Here is an 18,402-nt window from a genome sequence, read left to right on the forward strand (position 1 = left end):
CCGGTCAGGCCGAGGCCGACGCCGGCTTCGGCGTCTTGGTGGCGCGCACGGCGTCGTCGAGTTCCTGGAAGCTCGGACGGTCCGCGGTGAACAGCACCTTGCGGCCGAATTCGACGGCCACCGGCGGCGCGTAGCCCGAGAGCGACGCGAGCAGCACGGCCTTCACGCACTGATACGGTTTGGCTTCCGCGCGGGCCTTCGCATTGAGCAGGTCGGCGAGCGGGCCGATGAAGCCATACGCGAGAAGAATGCCGAGAAACGTGCCGACCAATGCGCCGGCGATCATTTCGCCGAGCACGGCGGGCGGCGCGCCGACCGAACCCATCGTGTGAACCACGCCCATGACCGCGGCGACGATGCCGAAGGCGGGCAGGCCGTCGGCCATTTTCTGGATCGCGTTGGCCGCGATCGACGCTTCCGCGTGATGCGTGGCCAGTTCCTCGTCGATCAGGTCCTGCACTTCGAGCACGTTGACGTTGCCGCCGGACATCATGCGCAGATAGTCGACGATGAAGTCGAGCAGATGATGGTCGCCGAGAATCTGCGGATACTTCTGGAAGATCACGCTTTCTTCCGGGGCGTTGACGTCGGCTTCGAGCGACATCATGCCCTCCTTGCGCGCCTTCTGAAGCAGTTCGTAGAGCAGCGCGATCAGTTCAAGGTATTTCGCCTTGGTATAGCCGCCGCCCTTGAAGCATGAAGGGATCGCCTTGAGGGTTTTCTTCAGCGTGGAAGTCGGATTGCTCACGACGAACGCACCGATCGCCGCGCCGAAAATGCAGAGCAATTCGAACGGCTGAATGAGCGCCGGCAAATGCCCGCCCACGCCTAGAAAACTGCCCAGGACGGACCCCAGCACGAGGATCCAGCCGATTGCGACGAACATACTCTCTCCGTTTGACTTGGGCGACGCACGTCGAATGGCGCAGCCCTTTTTTCGAGGGCGGGCCGGTGCGTCGTAAGGTTCCGTATGTATTGGTAAACGGCGGGATTCGCGCCGGCTGAAGTGCGGGCGTGAACGAAAGAAGAAATTCGCCGGACGATTGGCTTTTGAACCGGCTGCCGGTAATTTTGCCCGTGTGCTTTGCCCGTTGCGATGCCGTCGTTGCGGCTGCAACGTTGCCGCGGCAGGTCTGCTAGCATGACAGGCAACGTTCAACGATGGCCGGTTCCGGCCGGTGTCCGCACTCGGGCGGCACACCGGTGAGTTGTCGAATAACAAAGGCCGGCAGCCATACACGGCCTGTGGCGATAAGGGGCTTACCCACAGAGGCAGGCAGCATGCGACATCTCAATCGCGCTGTTCACTGTAGGCGCGGGTTCGATGCAGCGCGCTCCATTGCCGGTTTCCTGCTGCTATCCACATCCACGGTCGGTCTCGCGCAGGAATTCTCGCTGTTCGGCGGCGGCTCGCGCGCGGGCAGCACCAACACCTACACCTGGGCGCTGAACTATCAGGAAGGCTTGGGGCGCTACTTCGCCGCCAGCTTCACATGGCTCAACGAAGGCCACATCCCCGGCCATCACCGCGACGGCCAGACCATCCAGCTATGGGGGCGCATCCCCGTGGGCAGCCCGCGATTCGTGCTGCAGGCGGGCATCGGCCCCTACCGTTACTTCGATACGACCACCGCCGAGCAAGGCGGAAATTATGCCGACACGCACGGCTGGGGCGTCGTGTATAGCGTGCGCGCCGCGTACTACGCGTCGAACCGGTGGATCACGCAACTTCAGTTGAATCGCGTGCACGTGCAGCGCGGGCCGGACTCGGCCGGCGTGATGATGGGCGTCGGCTATCAGCTCGATGCGCCGGCCACGCCCGGTCCGCGCGAGAGGGCAAGCGACGGGGCAAGCGACGGGGCAAGCGACAGCGCCCACCCGGTCACGCATAACGAAGTGGCCGTCTACCTGGGCCAAACCATCATCAACTCGAGCGATTCGCCGACCGCGCTGGGCGGCGCGATCGAATACCGGCGCGGCCTCGCGAAGTATCTCGACGTGACGGTCGGCTATCTTCACGAAGGCAGCAGCCGGGAGACGCGCCGCGACGGCATGACGAGCCAGTTGTGGGCCACCCGCGCGTTCTTCGACGACAAGGTCACGCTGGCGGCCGGCCTCGGCGTGTACTACGCGATCAACGGCAACGCGAACGAGCACAGCCTGGACTCGGGCTCGGGGGCCGGCACGTTCTCCGGCCTCGTGACGGTCGCGGGCGCGTATCGCCTGACCGATCACTGGGAGGCACGGCTCGCCTGGAATCGCGTGCTGACCCGTTACGACCGCGACTCGGATGTGATTTTCGGCGGAGTGGGCTACCGTTGGTGAGGGCGTGGGAGCGAGGCGCGAGGCGTGGGCAGCGATTTTTCGAACCGCCGGTTGAGGGTCGAGCGGTTGAAGCCCGCGCGAGGCACGATCAGCCGTCGATGCGTGCCTCACGCAATGTGACGAAGCGCAGACCTTGCTTGCGGGCCGCGTCGATCACACGCGGCAGCACCGCGAGAATCAGCGGCTTGCCCTCGACGGTGAGCGCGGCGTTGCCGTCGTGCAGCAGCAGGATGTCGCGTGGCGCAAGACCGTCGATGAGCCGCCGCGTCACGACCTGCGGATCGCGCTCGCGCGTGTCGTAGCCGCGCCGCGTCCACGAGGCGAGCCGCAGATCGAGCTTGCGCAACACGGGTTCGAGAAAGATGTTGCGCAAGCCGGCCGGCGCGCGGAAGAACATCGGCCGCGCGCCGCCCAGTTCCTCCAGGGTGCGCTGCGCGGCGTCGATTTCACGTGTGAGCGCGCCCGGCAACGTCACCGAAAACGTGTGCACGTGAACCTGCGAATGGTTCTCCAGCGCATGGCCGCGCGCGACGATCTCGCGCGTGAGTTCGGGATGGCGCCGCGCGTTCTCGCCGATGCAGAAGAACGTGGCGCGCACGCCGAACGTGTCGAGCAGATCGAGCACTTGCGGCGTGACGGCGGGATCGGGGCCGTCGTCGATGGTCAGCGCGATGGCGTCCGCGTTGCGCGCGGCGGCGGGCAGGCGCGTCCAGTTCGGGCCCAGCAGCGAAGTGCGCGGCAGCAAGCCGGCCACCGTGAAAATCGCGTGATTGACGAAGATCGCGGCGAGCCACCACGGCCACGCGGCAGGCGCGAGCAGCCATCCGGCCAGCACGAACACATGCCATGCGGCGGTGGCCGTGAGCATCGCGGGATAGCCGGTGTTCGGCCAGCGGCGCGGCGGCGTGGCCTCTCCGGCAGGCGGCGGTGTCGATAGGTCTTTCATGAAGCGTGCTTCCTGTCTTCCTTCTTCCATCCTCGGAAGGCCTTGAATCGCGCGCGTGACGCGCAACGGCGAAAGATACCATTGATGCGCCGTCCGATACGGGCGCGGACAGGAACGGCAAATAATGAAAGCATGCTGAAAGACGTTATGCTTCGCGACGGCCGCCGGGTTCGCGCTCGACGTCGACGGCGGCTCGTCCATGTCTATCCACTTGTGCTTATTCGCCGGTCCGTGCCGGTCATGCGTCCATGCGTTTGCGCCACATCGAAATTTTTCACGCCATCATGCGCACGGGGTCGCTGTCGAAAGCGGCGGAACTGTTGTGCGTGTCGCAGCCCGCCGTGAGCAAGACGCTCGCGCAGGCGGAGCGCAGCCTCGGCTTCGCGCTGTTCAATCGCGTGCATGGCCGGTTGCAGCCGACGCGCGAGGCGGAACTGCTGTTCTCCGAATCGCAGAAGCTGCAAGCGAATCTCGACGGCATTCGCCATCTGGCGCGCAACCTCGCGTTGCAACCGGAAGGGCATCTGCGTATCGGCTGTTTGCCGAGCCTCGGCTTGAGCCTGATCCCGCCGGCGGTGCAAGCGTTCCGGCGCGGCTATCCGCGCGTGTCGCTGAAGGTGCAGACGCGGCACACCGAGGAGTTGCTGAACGCGCTGCTCACGCGCGACCTCGATCTCGCGGTCGCGCTGAATCCGCCGGCGCGGCCGGGCATCACGGCGGTCGAGTTGGGGCGCACGGCGATTGTCTGCGTGTGCCCGCCCGACGATCCCGACGCGCAACGGCCGATCGACCTGCCGGCGTTCCTCGCACGGGAATGGATCAGCATCGGCAACAGCGATCCGCTCGGCGAGCTGATCGGCAATGCGCTCGACGCGCAGGAGCTGGACGAAAGCGTCGCCGCCGTCGAGGCGCAGACCTGGTACGTGGCGCGCGCCCTGGCCGCGCGCGGCGTCGGCTATGCGCTGCTCGACGAACTGACGGCGCATTGCGGCGCGGAGCCGGTTGCGATCCGGCCGGTCACGCCGGCGCTGTCGGCCGGCGTGTTCGCGCTCTGGCGCGACGGCGGGATGGATTCGCAGGCGGGCAACGCGTTTCTCGACGTGTTGCGCGCGCATCTCGCGTGAACTCCGCATGAGCCCGCGTGAACCTCCCGCCGACGTCTTAACCCTGGGTTATGGAGCCGTGCATCTGCTCATTTGATGCGCGTATTTCGTCGCGCCACACTCGCGGTGAACGGATTCCTCGAGGGTGTGGTTGCTATGCGCGTGTGTGTACTCGGTGCGGGCGTGGTGGGTTTGACGAGCGCCTATCAATTGGCGCGCGACGGCCATGACGTGACGATTCTGGAAGGCCGCGACGGCGCCGCGCTCGAAGCGAGCTTCGCGAACGGCGGCCAGTTGAGCTATAGCTATGTCGCGCCGCTTGCCGATCCTTCGGTGTTGCCGCATCTGCCCGCGTGGCTGTTGCAAGGCGATTCCGCGTTGCGTTTCGTGCCGCGCCTCGATCCTCGGCAATGGCGCTGGTGCCTGTCGTTTCTGCTTGCATGCCGCGGCGGCCGCGCGCGGCAAACGGCCGTGGAAATGCTGCGATTGGGCGCGTTGAGCCGCGAGGCGTTGCACGAACTCGTGCAGCGCGAGTCGATCGATTTCAATTACGTGCGCAACGGCAAGCTCGTCGTCTATCGGGATGCGAATGCGTTCGACGCGGCGCGCCGCAAGATGGATTTTCTGCAAGCGGCCGGTTCCGAACAGCGCGCCCTCGACGCCGCCGCTTGCGTGGCGCTCGAGCCCGCATTGGAACACGCGCGGCCCTTGCTGGCGGGCGGTATTCACACGCCGTCGGAAGAGGCCGGCGATTGCCATCGGTTCAGCGTGGCGCTCGCCGGCGTGCTGAACACGCGATACGGCGTGGCGATTCACTACGAGACGCCGGTTCATTCGTTCGTCACCGAGCGCGGCGCGGCGCTTGCCGTGCGCACGCCGCGCGGCGAGCTTCGCGCCGATGCATTCGTGATCGCGTTGGGCAACGGCAGCGCGCCGTTGCTGCATGCGCTCGGCATGCGTCTGCCGATGTATCCGCTCACCGGCTACAGCCTGACGATACCCGTCGCGCCAGGCCACGCGCCGCGCGTGAGCGTGACCGATCTGCATCGCAAGGTGGTGTATGCGCCGCTCGGCGAGCGCTTGCGGATTGCGGGCATGGTCGAAATCGCCGGCATGGATGTGACGCGGCGCGACCGGCGCCTCGACCTGCTCAAGCGCCAGGCGCAGGAAATTTTTCCCGCCGCCGGCAACTACGCCGCGGCGCAGACGTGGTGCGGCCACCGTCCGGCCACGCCCGACAGCAAGCCGCTCATCGGTCCCACGCGGTATCGCAACCTGTGGCTGAACACCGGCCACGGCGCGCTCGGCTTCACGCTGGCGTGCGGCAGTGCGCGCCTGATCGCGGATGCGATCGCGGGCCGCGCGCCGCCGCTCGAACCCGGCGCTTATGCATGGCCACGCTGAGCGCGGCATACCTCGCATCATGTTTCGATTGCAACGATCCGGCTTGCACCCATACAACCGCCGCATAACCGCCGCATAACCGCCGCATAACCGCCACACAACCGCCACACGCCGCTTCGGCACAACCCAAGGAGATGCCATGAAACTTGCAGCAGCACTCACCACGATCGCCATCGCCACGAGCTTCGCCGGCACCGCGCGCGCCGAGGAACCGAGCGCCACACTGAAAAAGATCCGCGACACCGGCGTGATTTCGCTTGGCGTGCGCGAATCGTCGGTGCCGTTTTCTTACTACGATGAACAGCAGCAAGTGATCGGCTATTCGCAGGCGATCGCGCTGAAGATCGTCGACGAGGTGAAGAAGGAACTGAACCTGCCGAACCTCAAGGTGAAGGAAGTGCCGATCACGTCGCAGAACCGGATTCCGCTGGTGCAGAACGGCACCATCGACATCGAGTGCGGTTCGACCACGCACACGAAGGAGCGCGACAACCAGGCGGCGTTTTCGAACAGCTTCTTCCAGTACGGCGTGCGGATGATCGTGAAGAAAAGCTCGGGCGTGAAGGACTTTCCCGACCTCGCGGGCAAGACCGTGGTGACCACGGCGGGCACGTCGGAAGAACGCCTGCTGCGGCAGATGAACAACGAGAAGGGCATGAACATGCGCCTCATCAGCGCGAAAGATCATGCCGAATCCTTTCTCAATGTAAAGACCGGCCGCGCCGTGGCATTTGTGATGGACGATCCGCTGCTGTATGGTGCTAAGGCCAAGGAGGCGGACGCGAACGACTACCTGATCACCGGCAACTCGCCGATGTCCGAGGTGTATGGCTGCATGTTCCGCAAGGACGACCCCGGCTTCAAGAAGCTCGCCGACGGCGTGATCGCGCGGCTGCAAACCTCGGGCGAGGCGGCGGCCATGTACCAGAAGTGGTTCACGCAGCCGATTCCGCCCAAGGGCATCAACCTCAACTATCCGCTCTCCGCGGATATGAAGTCGCTGTTCGCGAACCCGAACGACCGCGCGCTGGATTGACCGCTTGTCGAGCGAACGCTCGATGAAGCCGGGGCGTCGAGGCCGGCAGGTTCGCGTGCGGCGAGTTGGCCAATCGAATCTGCAAGCAAAGGAGACGTGCTGTGACGGGAACGGGAAGCAAAAAAGTCGCGCTGGTGACGGGCGCGGGCAGCGGCATCGGCCGCGCGTGCGCGCTGCGGCTGGTGGAGCACGGCTATAGCGTCGTGCTGGCCGGGCGTCGTCAGGCGCTGCTCGATGCTGTCGTCGAGGCAGCACGGCCGCTCGGCGGCGAGGCGCTGGCCGTGGCGTGCGACGTGACGGACGCCGCGAGCGTCGCCGCGCTGTTCGATACGATCCGCGAACGGCATGGGCGGCTCGACGTGCTGTTCAACAACGCGGGCCGCAGCGGTTCGCCCGTCGATATCGACGAACTCGATATCGACGAATGGCGTTCCGTGGTCGACACCAACCTCACCGGCGTGTTTCTCTGCACGCGCGCGGCGTTCGGTCTAATGAAGACGCAGAGCCCGCGCGGCGGGCGCATCATCAACAATGGCTCGATCTCGGCGCATGCGCCGCGGCCGAACAGCATCGCGTACACGGCCACCAAGCACGCGATCACCGGTCTCACGAAAGCCGTGTCGCTCGACGGCCGCAAATACGACATCGTGTGCGGGCAGATCGACATCGGCAACGCGGCCACCGAGATGGCCGAGCGGATGGCGCGCGGCATCGTGCAGGCGAACGGCGAAATCGCGGTCGAGCCGCTGATGGACGTTCAGCACGTCGCCGACGCGGTGCTGCATATGGCGCAATTGCCGCTGTCGGCGAACGTGCAGTTCATGACCATCATGGCGAGCAAGATGCCGTTCGTGGGCCGGGGCTGACGGCTGTCTTGACGACCGCGGGCTGAAAGCGCGGCGCGGCGGATCAACTTATACTGACTGCTTCCCGCCACTTCGGAAAGCGATTCGCCGTGCCCCGAGCCACACCCAGGGACGACCCGCCGCCGGTGCCGCCCGTGCGGCCCGATCTCGACGATTGTTGTCACAGCGGCTGCAATCCGTGTGTCTTCGATCTCTACGATGAAGCGCTCGAACGCTATCAGGCCGCGCTTGCCGAATGGCAGGCGCGGCAAGCACGGCAGGCACGCAAAGCGGCGCAAGCAAGACAGGGCAAGCCGCGCGCGCCGCGCCGTTAGTCAGCGTTCCGGTTCCACGCGAAGGCCGCAGTCCTACCACGTCCCGTCATGAGCGAACTTCAGCCCGCACACATCGAAACCATCAACGCATCGCACACGCTCGACGATCTGCATGACTTCGTGCAGCATTATCCGCGTCTGTTCGTGCTGACCGGCGCGGGCATCAGCACCGACTCCGGCATTCCCGGCTATCGCGACGACAACGGCGAATGGAAGCGCTCGCCGCCGATCACGTTGCAGGAATTTCTCGGCACGGCCGGCATGCGCCAGCGCTACTGGGCGCGCAGCATGGTCGGCTGGCCGGTGGTCGCAGAGGCGCAGCCGAATGCCGCGCATACCGCGCTGGCCCGCCTCGAAGCGGCGGGCCACGTTTCGGCGCTGGTCACGCAGAACGTCGACGGGCTGCATCAGCGGGCGGGCAGCCGCGAGGTGATCGAACTGCACGGCGGCATCGACGGCGTAACGTGTCTGGACTGCGGCATGCGGCACGCGCGCGCGTCGATTCAGCAGACGCTCGAAGCCGACAATCCCGCGCTCCTGAACATTACCGCCGAAACCGCCGCCGACGGCGACGCGCATCTCGAATGGCACGATCTCGAAGCGTTCCGCATTCCGGCGTGTTCGAACTGCGGCGGCTTGCTGAAACCCTCGGTGGTGTTCTTCGGCGAAAGCGTGCCGCGCGAGCGGGTCGACGCGGCCTCGCAGGCGCTCGACGCGGCGGACGCGCTGCTGGTGGTCGGCTCCTCGCTGATGGTCTACTCGGGCTATCGCTTCTGCGTGTGGGCGCAGAAGCAGGGCAAGCCGATCGTCGCGATCAATCTCGGGCGCACGCGCGCCGATCCGCTGCTGTCGCTGAAAATCGCGGCGCCGTGCGCCGATGCCTTGACCGCGCTGGCCGGTCGCCTTGCGCTGGATTGACCGGGCCGTCCGAACCAGGAACAACCGCCATCAAAGGAACGCAGATGTTGACCACGATCGAACAGCTCGAAGCGCGCTACGGCCAGCCGAATGAACGCTCCGTGCGCAAGGAGATCGCCTACGTCAATGAAGACTATCGCGCCTTTATCGAGGTCGCGCCGTTCGTCGTGCTCGCCACCGCGGGACCGGACGGCCTCGATTGTTCGCCGCGCGGCGACACGCCGGGTTTCGTGCGTATCGTCGACGAACGCACGCTCGCGCTGCCGGATCGCATCGGCAACAATCGTATCGACAGTCTGCGCAACATCATCGTCAATCCGCATCTGGCGCTGTTGTTCATCATTCCGGGCGTCGGCGAAAGTTTGCGCGTGAATGGCCGCGGTCGCATTTCCGACGATCCGGCCATGCTGAACAGTTTCGCCGTCGAAGGTAAACTGCCGCGCACCGTGCTGCTGATCGACGTCGACGCGGTGTATTTTCATTGCTCGAAGGCGCTGGTGCGCTCGAAACTATGGGACCCGGCGCATCATGTCGAACGGTCCCGGCTGCCGAGCGCGGGTGAAATTCTCCGGCGCGTCAGCGGCGCGAATTTCGACGCCGCCACTTACGACCGCGAACTCGCCGAAAGAGTGCGCACGTCGTTGTACTGAACCGAAAGCCTGAACATGACGAATCCCCAAGCGGCGCTGCGGCAACATTCGCCTTCCGCGGAACGCAACCGCGAACCGATCCTCGCCGTGCTGCGCACGGTGCTGCCGGCCACCGGCCGCGTACTCGAAATCGCGAGCGGCACGGGGCAGCACGCGGTCTGCTTCGCCGGCGCCTTGCCGGGCCTCGACTGGCAGCCGAGCGATCTCGATGCGCAAGCACGGGCGTCGATTGCCGCGTGGGTGGCGCACGCGGGGCTGGCGAACGTGCGCGCGCCGCTCGCGCTCGACGTGCACCAGCCGGATTGGGGCGTGGACGCGCTCGACGCCGTGGTCTGCATCAACATGATTCACATCGCGCCGTGGAGCGCGGCGCAGGCGCTTTTCGCGGGCGCGGGCAGTCGGCTCGTGGACGGCGGCGTGCTGTATCTGTACGGCCCTTATAAGCGCGGCGGCGCGCATACCTCGCCGAGCAACGACGCGTTCGACCGGCAATTGCGCAGCCGCGACCCCGCGTGGGGCGTGCGCGACATGGAAGCGGTGATCGCGTTGGGCGCCGCGGCGGGACTCGAGTGCGACGAGCCGATCGCGATGCCGGCCAATAACTTCAGTCTGGTGTTCAGAAGACGGCGGGGCGCGGTGCGGGGCTGAGATACGTTCGTTGGCGGGCGTGCGCTGCGTCGCGTCGGGCACGAACTCATGCGGCAAGGCGGGCGCGCGGCAAGGGTGCTGCAAGAAGCACCGCCGCAATGGCCCACTTCCGCAAGCAATCGCGAAAGGCGAACCGCAACAGCTAACCGCAACAACCAACCGCAACAAACACCGCACTCGGCAAAAAAACTTCCGTCCGCTGCCCGCCATCAAGCGGCAAGCCGGCATTTCTTTTATGCTTTCACCCTCGACGCTCCGCCGATGTTCATTCCGGCGCGGCGTCACGACATTTTTTGGACTCTGGAGAATTCACATGGGCAAACAGGCAATCGGCGTGGTGGGGCTGGCGGTCATGGGCCGCAATCTGGCGCTCAACATCGAGAGCCGCGGCCACGCGGTGTCGGTCTACAACCGTAGCCGCGAGAAAACCGACGAACTCATCGCCGAATATCCGGACAAGAAACTGGTGCCGGCCTTCACGCCGGAAGAGTTCGTGGAGTCGCTGGAAAAACCGCGCCGCATTCTGCTGATGGTCAAGGCAGGCGAGCCCACCGACGCCACCATCGCCCAGCTCAAACCGCTGCTGGACAAGGGCGACATTCTGATCGACGGCGGCAACACGCATTTCACCGACACGATCCGCCGCAATCAGGAACTGGCGAAGGCCGGCCTGCACTTCATCGGCACGGGCGTGTCGGGCGGCGAGGAGGGCGCGTTGAAAGGCCCGTCGATCATGCCGGGCGGCCAGCGCGACGCCTACGATCTGGTGGCGCCGATCCTCACCGAAATCGCCGCCAAGGCGCCGGACGGCGAGCCGTGCGTCGCCTATATGGGACCGGACGGCGCGGGCCACTTCGTGAAGATGGTGCACAACGGCATCGAATACGGCGACATGCAACTGATCGCCGAAAGCTATGCGGTGCTCAAGCAGGTGGTCGGCCTCTCGAACGAAGAACTCGGCAAGGTCTATACCGAGTGGAATCAGGGCGAGCTCGACAGCTACCTGATCGAAATCACCTCGAAGATTTTCAGCAAGAAAGACGAGGAAACCGGCAAGGACCTGGTGGACGTGATCCTCGACCGCGCCGCGCAGAAGGGCACCGGCAAGTGGACCAGCCAGAACGCGCTCGACCTCGGCGCACCGCTGCCGCTGATTACGGAGGCTGTGTTCGCGCGCGTGCTGTCGTCGCTGAAAGATCAGCGCGTCGCCGCGAGCAAGCTGCTGGAAGGGCCGGCGGCGAAGCCGCTCGGCGTCGAGCGCGACGCGTTCGTCGAATCGGTGCGCCGCGCGCTGTATTTCAGCAAGGTGATTTCCTACGCGCAAGGTTTCGCGCAACTGCGCGCGGCGTCGCAAGAGTACAAGTGGGATCTGGACTTCGGCACGATCGCGAAGATTTTCCGCGCCGGCTGTATCATCCGCGCCCGCTTCCTGCAGAAGATCACGGACGCCTATGCGAAAGACAAGGCGATCGCCAACCTGCTGCTCGATCCGTACTTCCGCGACATCGCGAAGAACTATCAGTCGGCGTTGCGCGAGGTCGTGGTGGCCGCGATCAATGCGGGCGTGCCGGTGCCGGCTTTCGCGTCGGCGGTGGCGTATTTCGACGCGTATCGCTCGGAGCGCCTGCCGGCGAATCTGGTGCAGGCACAGCGCGATTTCTTCGGCGCGCACACGTTCGAGCGCACCGACAAGCCGGGCAGCTTCCACGCGAACTGGAACTGAGGGTTCGAGCAGGGGACCGGCGGGCGCTTGCGATAAGGGCGCGCCGGGCCGCGCGAGCGGTTCAGATCGGGTGCCGATTGTTGCCCAACCTTGCCGGCCAGATAGCGGAACTGCCGGACTCGGCCGCTACTGTTGCAATAATCGAAATTGAGTTTCGTCGTTTAAGGGGTTTCCCCTAGATGTCGACCCTCCTAAACTTCTTCTCAAGCGCTACGGGATAACAAGCCCAAGGCGATTCAAAACAAGTTCTGGAGGTTTACATCATGAAGACGCTCATTTCCGCCGTTGTCGTCGCCGCCGCCCTGGCCGCTCCTGTCGCATCGTTTGCTCAATCGAATCAGCCGGTCACGCGCGCTCAAGTCCGCGCCGAACTGGTGCAACTCGAAAAGGCCGGCTACAACCCCACGGGCGATCACATCGACTACCCGGCTAACCTGCAAGCCGCGCAAGCACGTGTCGATGCGCAAAACGGCACCACTCAAGCGGTCAACAGCGGCTACGGCGCGCCGATCGCCGGCAGCTCGCAAGCCGGCCGTCCGGTGAGCGGCAACGACCGTAACTCGGTCTACTTCGGCAACTGATTCGCGCTGAAGAGACTTGTAGAAACACCGCCGTCAACAGGCGGTGCGCGTTAATAAAAACGCCGACCGGTTTTGCCGGCCGGCGTTTTGCTTTTTGTCGTTTGCAGCGCTCGTCAACGCCGAGTCCCGCAGTCGGTTTCAAGCACCGGTTTCAAGCGCCGGTTCAGCGATTCGGCAGATGCGGAATCGCTTCATTGCTCGTCAGGCTGAGCTGGTGAATCTGCCGGTGCGCCTTGTTCAGATGCGCCTGCGCGGCCACGCGCTGCGCCTCGAGTTGCGACACTTCCTTGTGTACCTGATGCTGCCGGTTCGACACCGCATGCTCCTGCGCGCCGCGTCGCTGAAGATCGTTGCGCAGCCTTTCGGCCTGCGCCTCGGAGCGAGCGATCAGGCGCGCCAACTGTTCGTTCTGCGCTTCCAGTTGCGCGCGGCGCGTTTCGCCTTCCGAGAGCCGCGTCGCCTGTTCCTCGAAATGAAGGAAGGCGGTTTCGGCGGCTTCGAGATCGGCGGCCTTGAGCGCGCGCCACAGCGAGCCGTCCTGATACAGCGCGACGTAGTACGTCAGCTCCTTCGCGTGGAACAGCAGGCTGACCGAGTAGTCGAAGCTGCGGAAAACCCGGAACGGCGTCAGCGCTTCCTCCTCGGCGAGCCATTCGATGTCGGCGGTATCGGCGATCTGCACGCCGCGCGCGCTGACCTGCGACGGCACCACCTGCACTTGCCGCAAGGTCGTCACCGGACGCATGGGCGTGGGCGTCGGCGGTGCCTCGGGTGTGACGCCGGCCGCCGCGGCCAGCGCCGCTTCTTCCCTGTCGTCGGGCGAGACGGGGGCGGCGGTGTTTTCCCGCTCGATCTGCACGAGATGCGATGGGCCTGTCAGCACGCTGCGGCGGTTCAGGAAAGTTTTCACGGCGGTTCCTCCGGTTGACTCGCTACAACCCGCGAATGGCGTCGACGGTGAAACTGCCGGCTGCTCCGCGGTGCGAGCGGTGAGCGAAATCTGGCGGACCGGCGACGTTGTCGGCGGGACGCCGGCCGTGCGCGGGCAGCGCGGATGCGAGCCGCGAGCGCGGGCCTAATGCAGCGTACGTTGCCGGCGGGCGATGTCCTCGAACAGCGCGTCGCTCGGCTCCAGGGCAAGCAGCCAGGACTCGTCGTAGCCGCTCAGATTGTCGAGCGCCTCGCGCAGCCGCTCGATCGCGACGGCGGGAATCTCGACGCTCGCCTGCACGCCGCTCGACAACCTCGCAATGCTCGCCAACTGCACCAGCGCGTCGGCGGCCTCGGCCACGTCCGCGGCAAAAACCAGGTGCGTGTTCAGCAACTCGACCAAACCGGGCGATGACGTCACATCGTCGACGTTGAGCTGCACGGCCAGAAAGGTGGCGTTGTTCATCCTCAAATTCCTCGCGAGATTCGTGGTGCGCCGGCAGGCGTCTTGCATATTTGACTGAGTATAGGCGAGGGTCCGGATGATTCAATGCTCACAGGAATGAAGCCCGCCTGGCCGGGCGCGCCAATCCGTGGACCTTATAATGGGGCCAGCAGAAACGCCGGATCGCGGCGGGGCGGACCGCCCGTCATGCCCGCCGCATGATGAACCACGGCGTTGCATTTTTTCGAGCATCCATTGCCATGAAGATCATTCGCAGCAAGAGCTTCACCGCGACGCGCGCCTGGGGCGCGCTCGATATCGCCAACATGGGCGGCATCACGACGCGCCTGCACTGGACCGATCAGCCGTACAAGTGGCACGTCAACGACGGCGAGGAAGTGTTCGCCGTGCTCGACGGTCGCGTGGAGATGCGCTACCGGGAAGGCGGCGTCGAGCAGTCGACCGTGCTGGAAACCGGCGATGTGTTCTACGCGTCGGTGGGTACGGAGCACGTGGCGCATCCGCTCGGCGCGGCGCGCATTCTGGTGGTGGAGGCGGAAGGCAGCGTGTGAGCGCCCATGCGGCGACGCCGTGTCGCCGCGGTTGCAAGCGTAGCCGGCGGCATAATGGCTGGTTGCCGCTCACGCCCGCGCCCACGCCTGCGCGCCGGGCGGCACGGCAAATGCTGGGCTGATTGAATCCGATTGAATCAACATGTCGAGGACATCACATGACAGGACACTGGCGATTGACGGGGACCCGAATGCTGACCGTGGTCGCGCTCGGCGCGATGTTCACGGGCTGTACGAGCATGCCGTGGGACAGCACGCCGTTCTATGGCAATGCGCCCGCCCGCCCGACCACCCTCAACACGGTCCCGGTGCCGGCCGGTTTCTATCGCGTCAATCCGGGCGATACGCTGGCGGGCATCGCCTCGGCGTATGGCCATAAGCCGCAGGATATCGCCGCGTGGAACGGGCTCGCCGCGAACGCCATCGTCAATCCGGGCCAGGTGCTGCGCGTGTCTCCGCCGATGGCGTCCGGCAGTGTCGTGACGCCGCCTGTCGGCGTCGCCGGTCCGAATGCGCCGGCCGCGCCGGCCGCGCCGGCCGGCCCCACGGCTTCCGGCGCGCCGCAACAAGGCGTGCTGCTGTGGCCGCTGCGTGGACCGGTGCTGAAAACGTTCGCGCCCGGCAGGTCGAACGGCATCGTGATCGGCGGCCGTCCCGGCGATCCGGTCAAGGCGGCCGCCACCGGCCGCGTGGTCTATGCGGGCACGGGCATCGAAGCGTACGGTCCGCTCATCATCATCAAGCACGACGACTCCCTGATCACCGCCTACGGGCAGAACAGCACGCTGCTCGTCAAGGAAGGCGACGCGGTCGCGCAAGGGCAAACCATCGGCGAAGTCGGGGTGGACGGCCGCGGCGTGGCGTCGATCCAGTTCGAGGTCCGCCAGAACGGCCAACCGGTCGATCCGCTGGCGTGGCTGCCGAGGTCGGGCGGGTAAGCGAAGTGCAAGGTTCTGCTCGCCCGAGCCCGGCTGGGCCAGGGCGAGGGCGGCATGAGCGTGCGGCACGCGAGAACCTTGCGCCATGCGTCGCCCCTTCAGCGTGAGTCCAGGCGCTGCGTCGCTTAAATAATTTGAATACACTGTGTGGCTTCGCAGCCGGCGCGCCGGCTGCGATCGGCTGTCATCCCTAGATAGACGCACAGGAATTCACCATGATCGATTTGCGCAGCGATACCGTAACCCGTCCGACCCCGGCCATGCTCGCGGCCATGTCCGCTGCCGAAGTGGGCGACGACGTCTGGGGCGACGACCCCACCGTGCTGCGCCTGCAGGCAAGCGTCGCGGAGCGCGCCGGCAAGGAGGCGGGGCTGTTCTTCCCGAGCGGCACGCAAAGCAATCTGGCGGCGTTGATGGCGCACTGCGCGCGCGGCGACGAATACATCGTCGGGCAACTGGCGCACACCTATAAGTACGAGGGCGGCGGCGCGGCGGTCCTCGGCAGCATCCAGCCGCAGCCGCTCGAAAACGCCGCCGACGGTTCGATTCCGCTCGACAAGATCGCCGCCGCGATCAAGCCGATCGACAACCACTTCGCGCGCACGCGCCTGCTGGCGCTGGAGAACACCATCGGCGGCAAGGTGCTGCCCGAGGGGTATGTCGCCGAGGCGGTGCAACTCGCGCGTCAACGCGGCCTGTCGGTCCACCTCGACGGCGCGCGCGTCTACAACGCGGCGGTCGCGTCGGGCAAGCCGGTCGCGGCGCTGTGCGAGCCGTTCGATTCGGTCTCGATCTGTTTCTCGAAGGGACTCGGCGCGCCGGTGGGCTCGGTGCTGGTCGGCAGCCACGCGCTGATCGACGTGGCGCACCGCTGGCGCAAGGTGCTGGGCGGCGGCATGCGCCAGGCCGGCGTGCTGGCGGCGGCGTGCCTGTACGCGCTGGATCACAACGTCGAGCGTCTCGCCGACGACCACGCGAACGCCGCGCACCTGGCGGCCGGGCTCGAAGCGATCGAGCCGGTCAAGGTGCAGTCGGTCGCGACCAACATGGTGTTCGCGCAGTTTCCGCAGCAGCATTGCGCGCCGCTCGAAGCGTGGCTGAAGGAGCGCGGCATTCTCACGCAGATGCTGTACGCGTCGCGATTCGTCACGCACAAGGATGTGTCGCGTGCCGATATCGATACGTTTGTCGCCGCGGTGAAGGGGTATTTCGCGGCGCGGTGAGCGAAGAGACGCATGCTTCTCGAGGCCGGGACCTGAAAAGTCCGCCGGCAGAAACCGTTACCGAACGAGGGCATGAGCATTCAAAAGCGGGCGCACTGTCACAGCAGTGCGCCCGCTTTTTCTATTTCGCCGACGCCTGCACATGCGCCCCCGCGCGATGCGACGGCGCCAGTAGCCGCAGTCCGCTCGCGAGACTTGCCGCGCCCGCGAAGAAGGCGCCGGCCGCGAGCGCGAGCGTCGGACCATGCCGTCCGGCGATACCGAAGCTCAACGCGACGAGCGCCGCGCCGGTGGTTTGCCCGAGCAGCCGCGCGGTCGCGACGATTCCGCTGGCGCCGCCGCTGCGCTCGGGCGGCGCGCTCGCCATCAACGCCTTCAGGTTCGGCGATTGAAAGAAGCCGAAGCCCGCGCCGCAGATCGCCATGCGGATGCCGATGTCGAGCACGTGCGGATGCACCGGCAAGAGCGCGAGCGACGCCATTCCCGCCGACATCACCGCGAGGCCGATCGCGCCGAGCAGTCCAGGCGGATAGCGGTCGGACAGACCGCCCGCCAGCGGCGCGGCCAACGCCACCACCACCGGCCACGGCGTCATCAGGAAACCGGTTTCGACCTGGCTGCGATGCAGCACGTCCTCGAAGTAAAAGGGCAGCGAGACGAACGCGAGCCCTTGCGCGGCGAACGAGCACACGGCGGTCAGCGCGGACAACGCGAACACCGGCCGCTTGAACAGATCGACGGGCAGCATCGGCGCCGGATGACCCGTTTCACGCCGGATCAGCAACAGCCCGAATATCACGGCGACCGCCGCCGCGCTCAGCACGACTTGCGCCGGCGCGCGCTGGGCCGCCTCGCCGAGCGCGAAGATCAGCGCGGCAAAGGTGATGACGTTGAGCAGCGCCGCGACCGGGTCGAAGTTGTGCGTGCCGCGTTCCGTGTGCGGCAACGCGGGCCACGCGAAGCCCAACGCCAGTAGGCCGAGCGGCACGTTGACCGCGAACAGCCACGGCCATGCGGCCACAGAAAGAATCAGCGATGCCACCGTCGGCCCGACCGCGAACGACACGCCGACGATCAGCGCGTTGGTGCCGAGGCCGCGCCCGAGCCGATGCGGCGGATAAAGATAGCGGATCAGCGCGGTGTTGACGCTCATGATCGCGCTCGCGCCGAGCCCTTGCAGCACGCGCGCGGCGGTGAGCATCGGCAGCGTCGAGGCGAGCGAGCAGACGAGCGACGCCAGCGTGAACAGCGCGATGCCGCCGATATAAATCCGCCGATGCCCGACGATGTCGCCGAGCGCCGCGAGCGGCAACAGCGTCGCGACCATCGCGAGCTGATACGCGTTGATGATCCACACCGACGCCGCGGGCGCGGCGTGCAAGTCCGCCGCGATGGCGGGCAAGGCGGTGTTGGCGATCGCGGTGTCGAGCGTGGCGAGCGCGACCGCGAGCATGATCGCGGCCATCGCGCGGCGGTTGGCGGCGGACATGGGGCCGTCTGCCGGACGGATTGGGACGGCGGTGGCGCTGTTCTCTGACAAGGCGTGGCTCGGCGGGTAGGCATGCCGATGCGCGGCATGGTCGAGGATGCGGCGCGCAGGTGGCAGGGTTACGTGGAGAGGCGCGCGCATGACCCAGGTGCAGCGTTCGAGGCGAGCCGCGCGGCGAATGTAGCGATTGTTACAGAGTCGTGGAAATCGTGCTGGGAGATGGGGAGATGGGGAGATGGGGAGATGGGGAGATGGGGAGTGGAGGAAGTGGGCGGCGCGCGGTTGCGCCTT

The 18,402-nt window shown here is 66.1% G+C and carries 19 protein-coding genes; 14 read left to right on the top strand and 5 right to left on the bottom strand.

All coding sequences use genetic code 11. The features are described from left to right. Positions 1 to 4: 4 nt before the first annotated feature. Positions 5 to 886: a flagellar motor stator protein MotA gene (gene motA / locus BUE39_RS03445; protein ID WP_073427260.1), complete on the bottom strand. Its 882-nt coding sequence runs from the start codon at positions 884 to 886 to the stop codon at positions 5 to 7. A 395-nt stretch (positions 887 to 1,281) separates the two neighbouring features. Here motA and BUE39_RS03450 point away from each other — a divergent pair, with 395 nt between their 5' ends. Then, positions 1,282 to 2,325, top strand: coding sequence for a hypothetical protein (locus BUE39_RS03450; protein ID WP_073427261.1), 1,044 nt, complete (start codon positions 1,282 to 1,284; stop codon positions 2,323 to 2,325). A gap of 88 nt (positions 2,326 to 2,413) precedes the next feature. Here BUE39_RS03450 and BUE39_RS03455 read toward each other — a convergent pair whose 3' ends face one another. Next, on the bottom strand, positions 2,414 to 3,271 hold the full coding sequence (locus tag BUE39_RS03455; RefSeq protein WP_073427463.1) for a polysaccharide deacetylase family protein: 858 nt from the start codon (positions 3,269 to 3,271) through the stop codon (positions 2,414 to 2,416). Between the two features lie 248 nt (positions 3,272 to 3,519). Between BUE39_RS03455 and BUE39_RS03460 the strand changes: the two genes are divergently transcribed. The 10 genes from BUE39_RS03460 to BUE39_RS03505 all read left to right on the top strand — a co-directional run bounded on the left by BUE39_RS03460 (position 3,520) and on the right by BUE39_RS03505 (position 12,514). After that, complete coding sequence (locus BUE39_RS03460; RefSeq protein ID WP_073427262.1) at positions 3,520 to 4,395, top strand: LysR family transcriptional regulator; 876 nt, start codon at positions 3,520 to 3,522, stop codon at positions 4,393 to 4,395. Between the two features lie 135 nt (positions 4,396 to 4,530). Next, on the top strand, positions 4,531 to 5,778 hold the full coding sequence (locus BUE39_RS03465; RefSeq protein ID WP_073427464.1) for a D-amino acid dehydrogenase: 1,248 nt from the start codon (positions 4,531 to 4,533) through the stop codon (positions 5,776 to 5,778). Positions 5,779 to 5,917: 139 nt separating this feature from the next. Continuing rightward, entirely contained in the window at positions 5,918 to 6,814 is an 897-nt protein-coding gene (locus BUE39_RS03470) for a glutamate/aspartate ABC transporter substrate-binding protein (protein WP_073427263.1), read from the top strand. A gap of 101 nt (positions 6,815 to 6,915) precedes the next feature. After that, positions 6,916 to 7,680: an SDR family oxidoreductase gene (locus BUE39_RS03475; protein ID WP_073427264.1), complete on the top strand. Its 765-nt coding sequence runs from the start codon at positions 6,916 to 6,918 to the stop codon at positions 7,678 to 7,680. Between the two features lie 89 nt (positions 7,681 to 7,769). Continuing rightward, on the top strand, positions 7,770 to 7,994 hold the full coding sequence (locus BUE39_RS03480) for an oxidoreductase-like domain-containing protein (RefSeq protein WP_073427265.1): 225 nt from the start codon (positions 7,770 to 7,772) through the stop codon (positions 7,992 to 7,994). 48 nt (positions 7,995 to 8,042) lie between these two features. Next, positions 8,043 to 8,912, top strand: a complete 870-nt coding sequence (locus BUE39_RS03485) for an NAD-dependent protein deacetylase (protein ID WP_073427266.1) — start codon at positions 8,043 to 8,045, stop codon at positions 8,910 to 8,912. A gap of 44 nt (positions 8,913 to 8,956) precedes the next feature. Then, a complete protein-coding gene (locus BUE39_RS03490) occupies positions 8,957 to 9,562 on the top strand; it encodes a pyridoxamine 5'-phosphate oxidase family protein (RefSeq protein WP_073427267.1) in 606 nt (201 codons plus the stop codon). Between the two features lie 15 nt (positions 9,563 to 9,577). Further along, the gene (locus BUE39_RS03495) at positions 9,578 to 10,210 is read left to right on the top strand and encodes a DUF938 domain-containing protein (protein WP_073427268.1); all 633 of its coding nucleotides are present in this window, start codon (positions 9,578 to 9,580) and stop codon (positions 10,208 to 10,210) included. Positions 10,211 to 10,523: 313 nt separating this feature from the next. Beyond that, positions 10,524 to 11,933, top strand: a complete 1,410-nt coding sequence (gene gndA, locus BUE39_RS03500) for an NADP-dependent phosphogluconate dehydrogenase (RefSeq protein ID WP_073427269.1) — start codon at positions 10,524 to 10,526, stop codon at positions 11,931 to 11,933. 263 nt (positions 11,934 to 12,196) lie between these two features. Then, the gene (locus tag BUE39_RS03505; protein WP_073427270.1) at positions 12,197 to 12,514 is read left to right on the top strand and encodes a DUF4148 domain-containing protein; all 318 of its coding nucleotides are present in this window, start codon (positions 12,197 to 12,199) and stop codon (positions 12,512 to 12,514) included. A 163-nt stretch (positions 12,515 to 12,677) separates the two neighbouring features. Here BUE39_RS03505 and BUE39_RS03510 read toward each other — a convergent pair whose 3' ends face one another. Together BUE39_RS03510 and BUE39_RS03515 are read right to left on the bottom strand one after the other, a co-directional pair. Beyond that, positions 12,678 to 13,424 (bottom strand): DUF2968 domain-containing protein, encoded by a 747-nt coding sequence (locus BUE39_RS03510; RefSeq protein ID WP_073427271.1) that lies wholly within the window; start codon positions 13,422 to 13,424, stop codon positions 12,678 to 12,680. A 165-nt stretch (positions 13,425 to 13,589) separates the two neighbouring features. Continuing rightward, the gene (locus tag BUE39_RS03515; protein ID WP_073427272.1) at positions 13,590 to 13,910 is read right to left on the bottom strand and encodes a hypothetical protein; all 321 of its coding nucleotides are present in this window, start codon (positions 13,908 to 13,910) and stop codon (positions 13,590 to 13,592) included. 239 nt (positions 13,911 to 14,149) lie between these two features. Between BUE39_RS03515 and BUE39_RS03520 the strand changes: the two genes are divergently transcribed. The 3 genes from BUE39_RS03520 (at position 14,150) to ltaE (ending at position 16,622) form a co-directional block, all read left to right on the top strand. Next, positions 14,150 to 14,461 carry a cupin domain-containing protein gene (locus tag BUE39_RS03520; protein ID WP_073427273.1) on the top strand — a complete coding sequence of 104 codons (312 nt, stop codon included), beginning with the start codon at positions 14,150 to 14,152 and terminating at the stop codon, positions 14,459 to 14,461. Between the two features lie 158 nt (positions 14,462 to 14,619). Further along, positions 14,620 to 15,399 carry a peptidoglycan DD-metalloendopeptidase family protein gene (locus BUE39_RS03525; protein WP_073427274.1) on the top strand — a complete coding sequence of 260 codons (780 nt, stop codon included), beginning with the start codon at positions 14,620 to 14,622 and terminating at the stop codon, positions 15,397 to 15,399. A 215-nt stretch (positions 15,400 to 15,614) separates the two neighbouring features. Further along, on the top strand, positions 15,615 to 16,622 hold the full coding sequence (gene ltaE / locus BUE39_RS03530) for a low-specificity L-threonine aldolase (RefSeq protein WP_073427275.1): 1,008 nt from the start codon (positions 15,615 to 15,617) through the stop codon (positions 16,620 to 16,622). Positions 16,623 to 16,743: 121 nt separating this feature from the next. Here ltaE and BUE39_RS03535 read toward each other — a convergent pair whose 3' ends face one another. Beyond that, positions 16,744 to 18,111, bottom strand: coding sequence for an MFS transporter (locus tag BUE39_RS03535; protein WP_083081273.1), 1,368 nt, complete (start codon positions 18,109 to 18,111; stop codon positions 16,744 to 16,746). Positions 18,112 to 18,402: the final 291 nt, after the last annotated feature.

Origin of the sequence: Paraburkholderia terricola (genome assembly GCF_900142195.1) — a bacterium.
Taxonomy (GTDB): Bacteria; Pseudomonadota; Gammaproteobacteria; order Burkholderiales; family Burkholderiaceae; genus Paraburkholderia; species Paraburkholderia terricola.

Coding starts and splice junctions, on each gene's coding strand:
- motA (WP_073427260.1), bottom strand. CDS start 886: ATGTTCGTCGCAATCGGCTGGATCCTCGTGCTGGGGTCCGTCCTGGGC.
- BUE39_RS03450 (WP_073427261.1), top strand. CDS start 1,282: ATGCGACATCTCAATCGCGCTGTTCACTGTAGGCGCGGGTTCGATGCA.
- BUE39_RS03455 (WP_073427463.1), bottom strand. CDS start 3,271: ATGAAAGACCTATCGACACCGCCGCCTGCCGGAGAGGCCACGCCGCCG.
- BUE39_RS03460 (WP_073427262.1), top strand. CDS start 3,520: ATGCGTTTGCGCCACATCGAAATTTTTCACGCCATCATGCGCACGGGG.
- BUE39_RS03465 (WP_073427464.1), top strand. CDS start 4,531: ATGCGCGTGTGTGTACTCGGTGCGGGCGTGGTGGGTTTGACGAGCGCC.
- BUE39_RS03470 (WP_073427263.1), top strand. CDS start 5,918: ATGAAACTTGCAGCAGCACTCACCACGATCGCCATCGCCACGAGCTTC.
- BUE39_RS03485 (WP_073427266.1), top strand. CDS start 8,043: ATGAGCGAACTTCAGCCCGCACACATCGAAACCATCAACGCATCGCAC.
- BUE39_RS03490 (WP_073427267.1), top strand. CDS start 8,957: ATGTTGACCACGATCGAACAGCTCGAAGCGCGCTACGGCCAGCCGAAT.
- BUE39_RS03495 (WP_073427268.1), top strand. CDS start 9,578: ATGACGAATCCCCAAGCGGCGCTGCGGCAACATTCGCCTTCCGCGGAA.
- gndA (WP_073427269.1), top strand. CDS start 10,524: ATGGGCAAACAGGCAATCGGCGTGGTGGGGCTGGCGGTCATGGGCCGC.
- BUE39_RS03505 (WP_073427270.1), top strand. CDS start 12,197: ATGAAGACGCTCATTTCCGCCGTTGTCGTCGCCGCCGCCCTGGCCGCT.
- BUE39_RS03515 (WP_073427272.1), bottom strand. CDS start 13,910: ATGAACAACGCCACCTTTCTGGCCGTGCAGCTCAACGTCGACGATGTG.
- BUE39_RS03520 (WP_073427273.1), top strand. CDS start 14,150: ATGAAGATCATTCGCAGCAAGAGCTTCACCGCGACGCGCGCCTGGGGC.
- BUE39_RS03525 (WP_073427274.1), top strand. CDS start 14,620: ATGACAGGACACTGGCGATTGACGGGGACCCGAATGCTGACCGTGGTC.
- ltaE (WP_073427275.1), top strand. CDS start 15,615: ATGATCGATTTGCGCAGCGATACCGTAACCCGTCCGACCCCGGCCATG.
- BUE39_RS03535 (WP_083081273.1), bottom strand. CDS start 18,111: ATGTCCGCCGCCAACCGCCGCGCGATGGCCGCGATCATGCTCGCGGTC.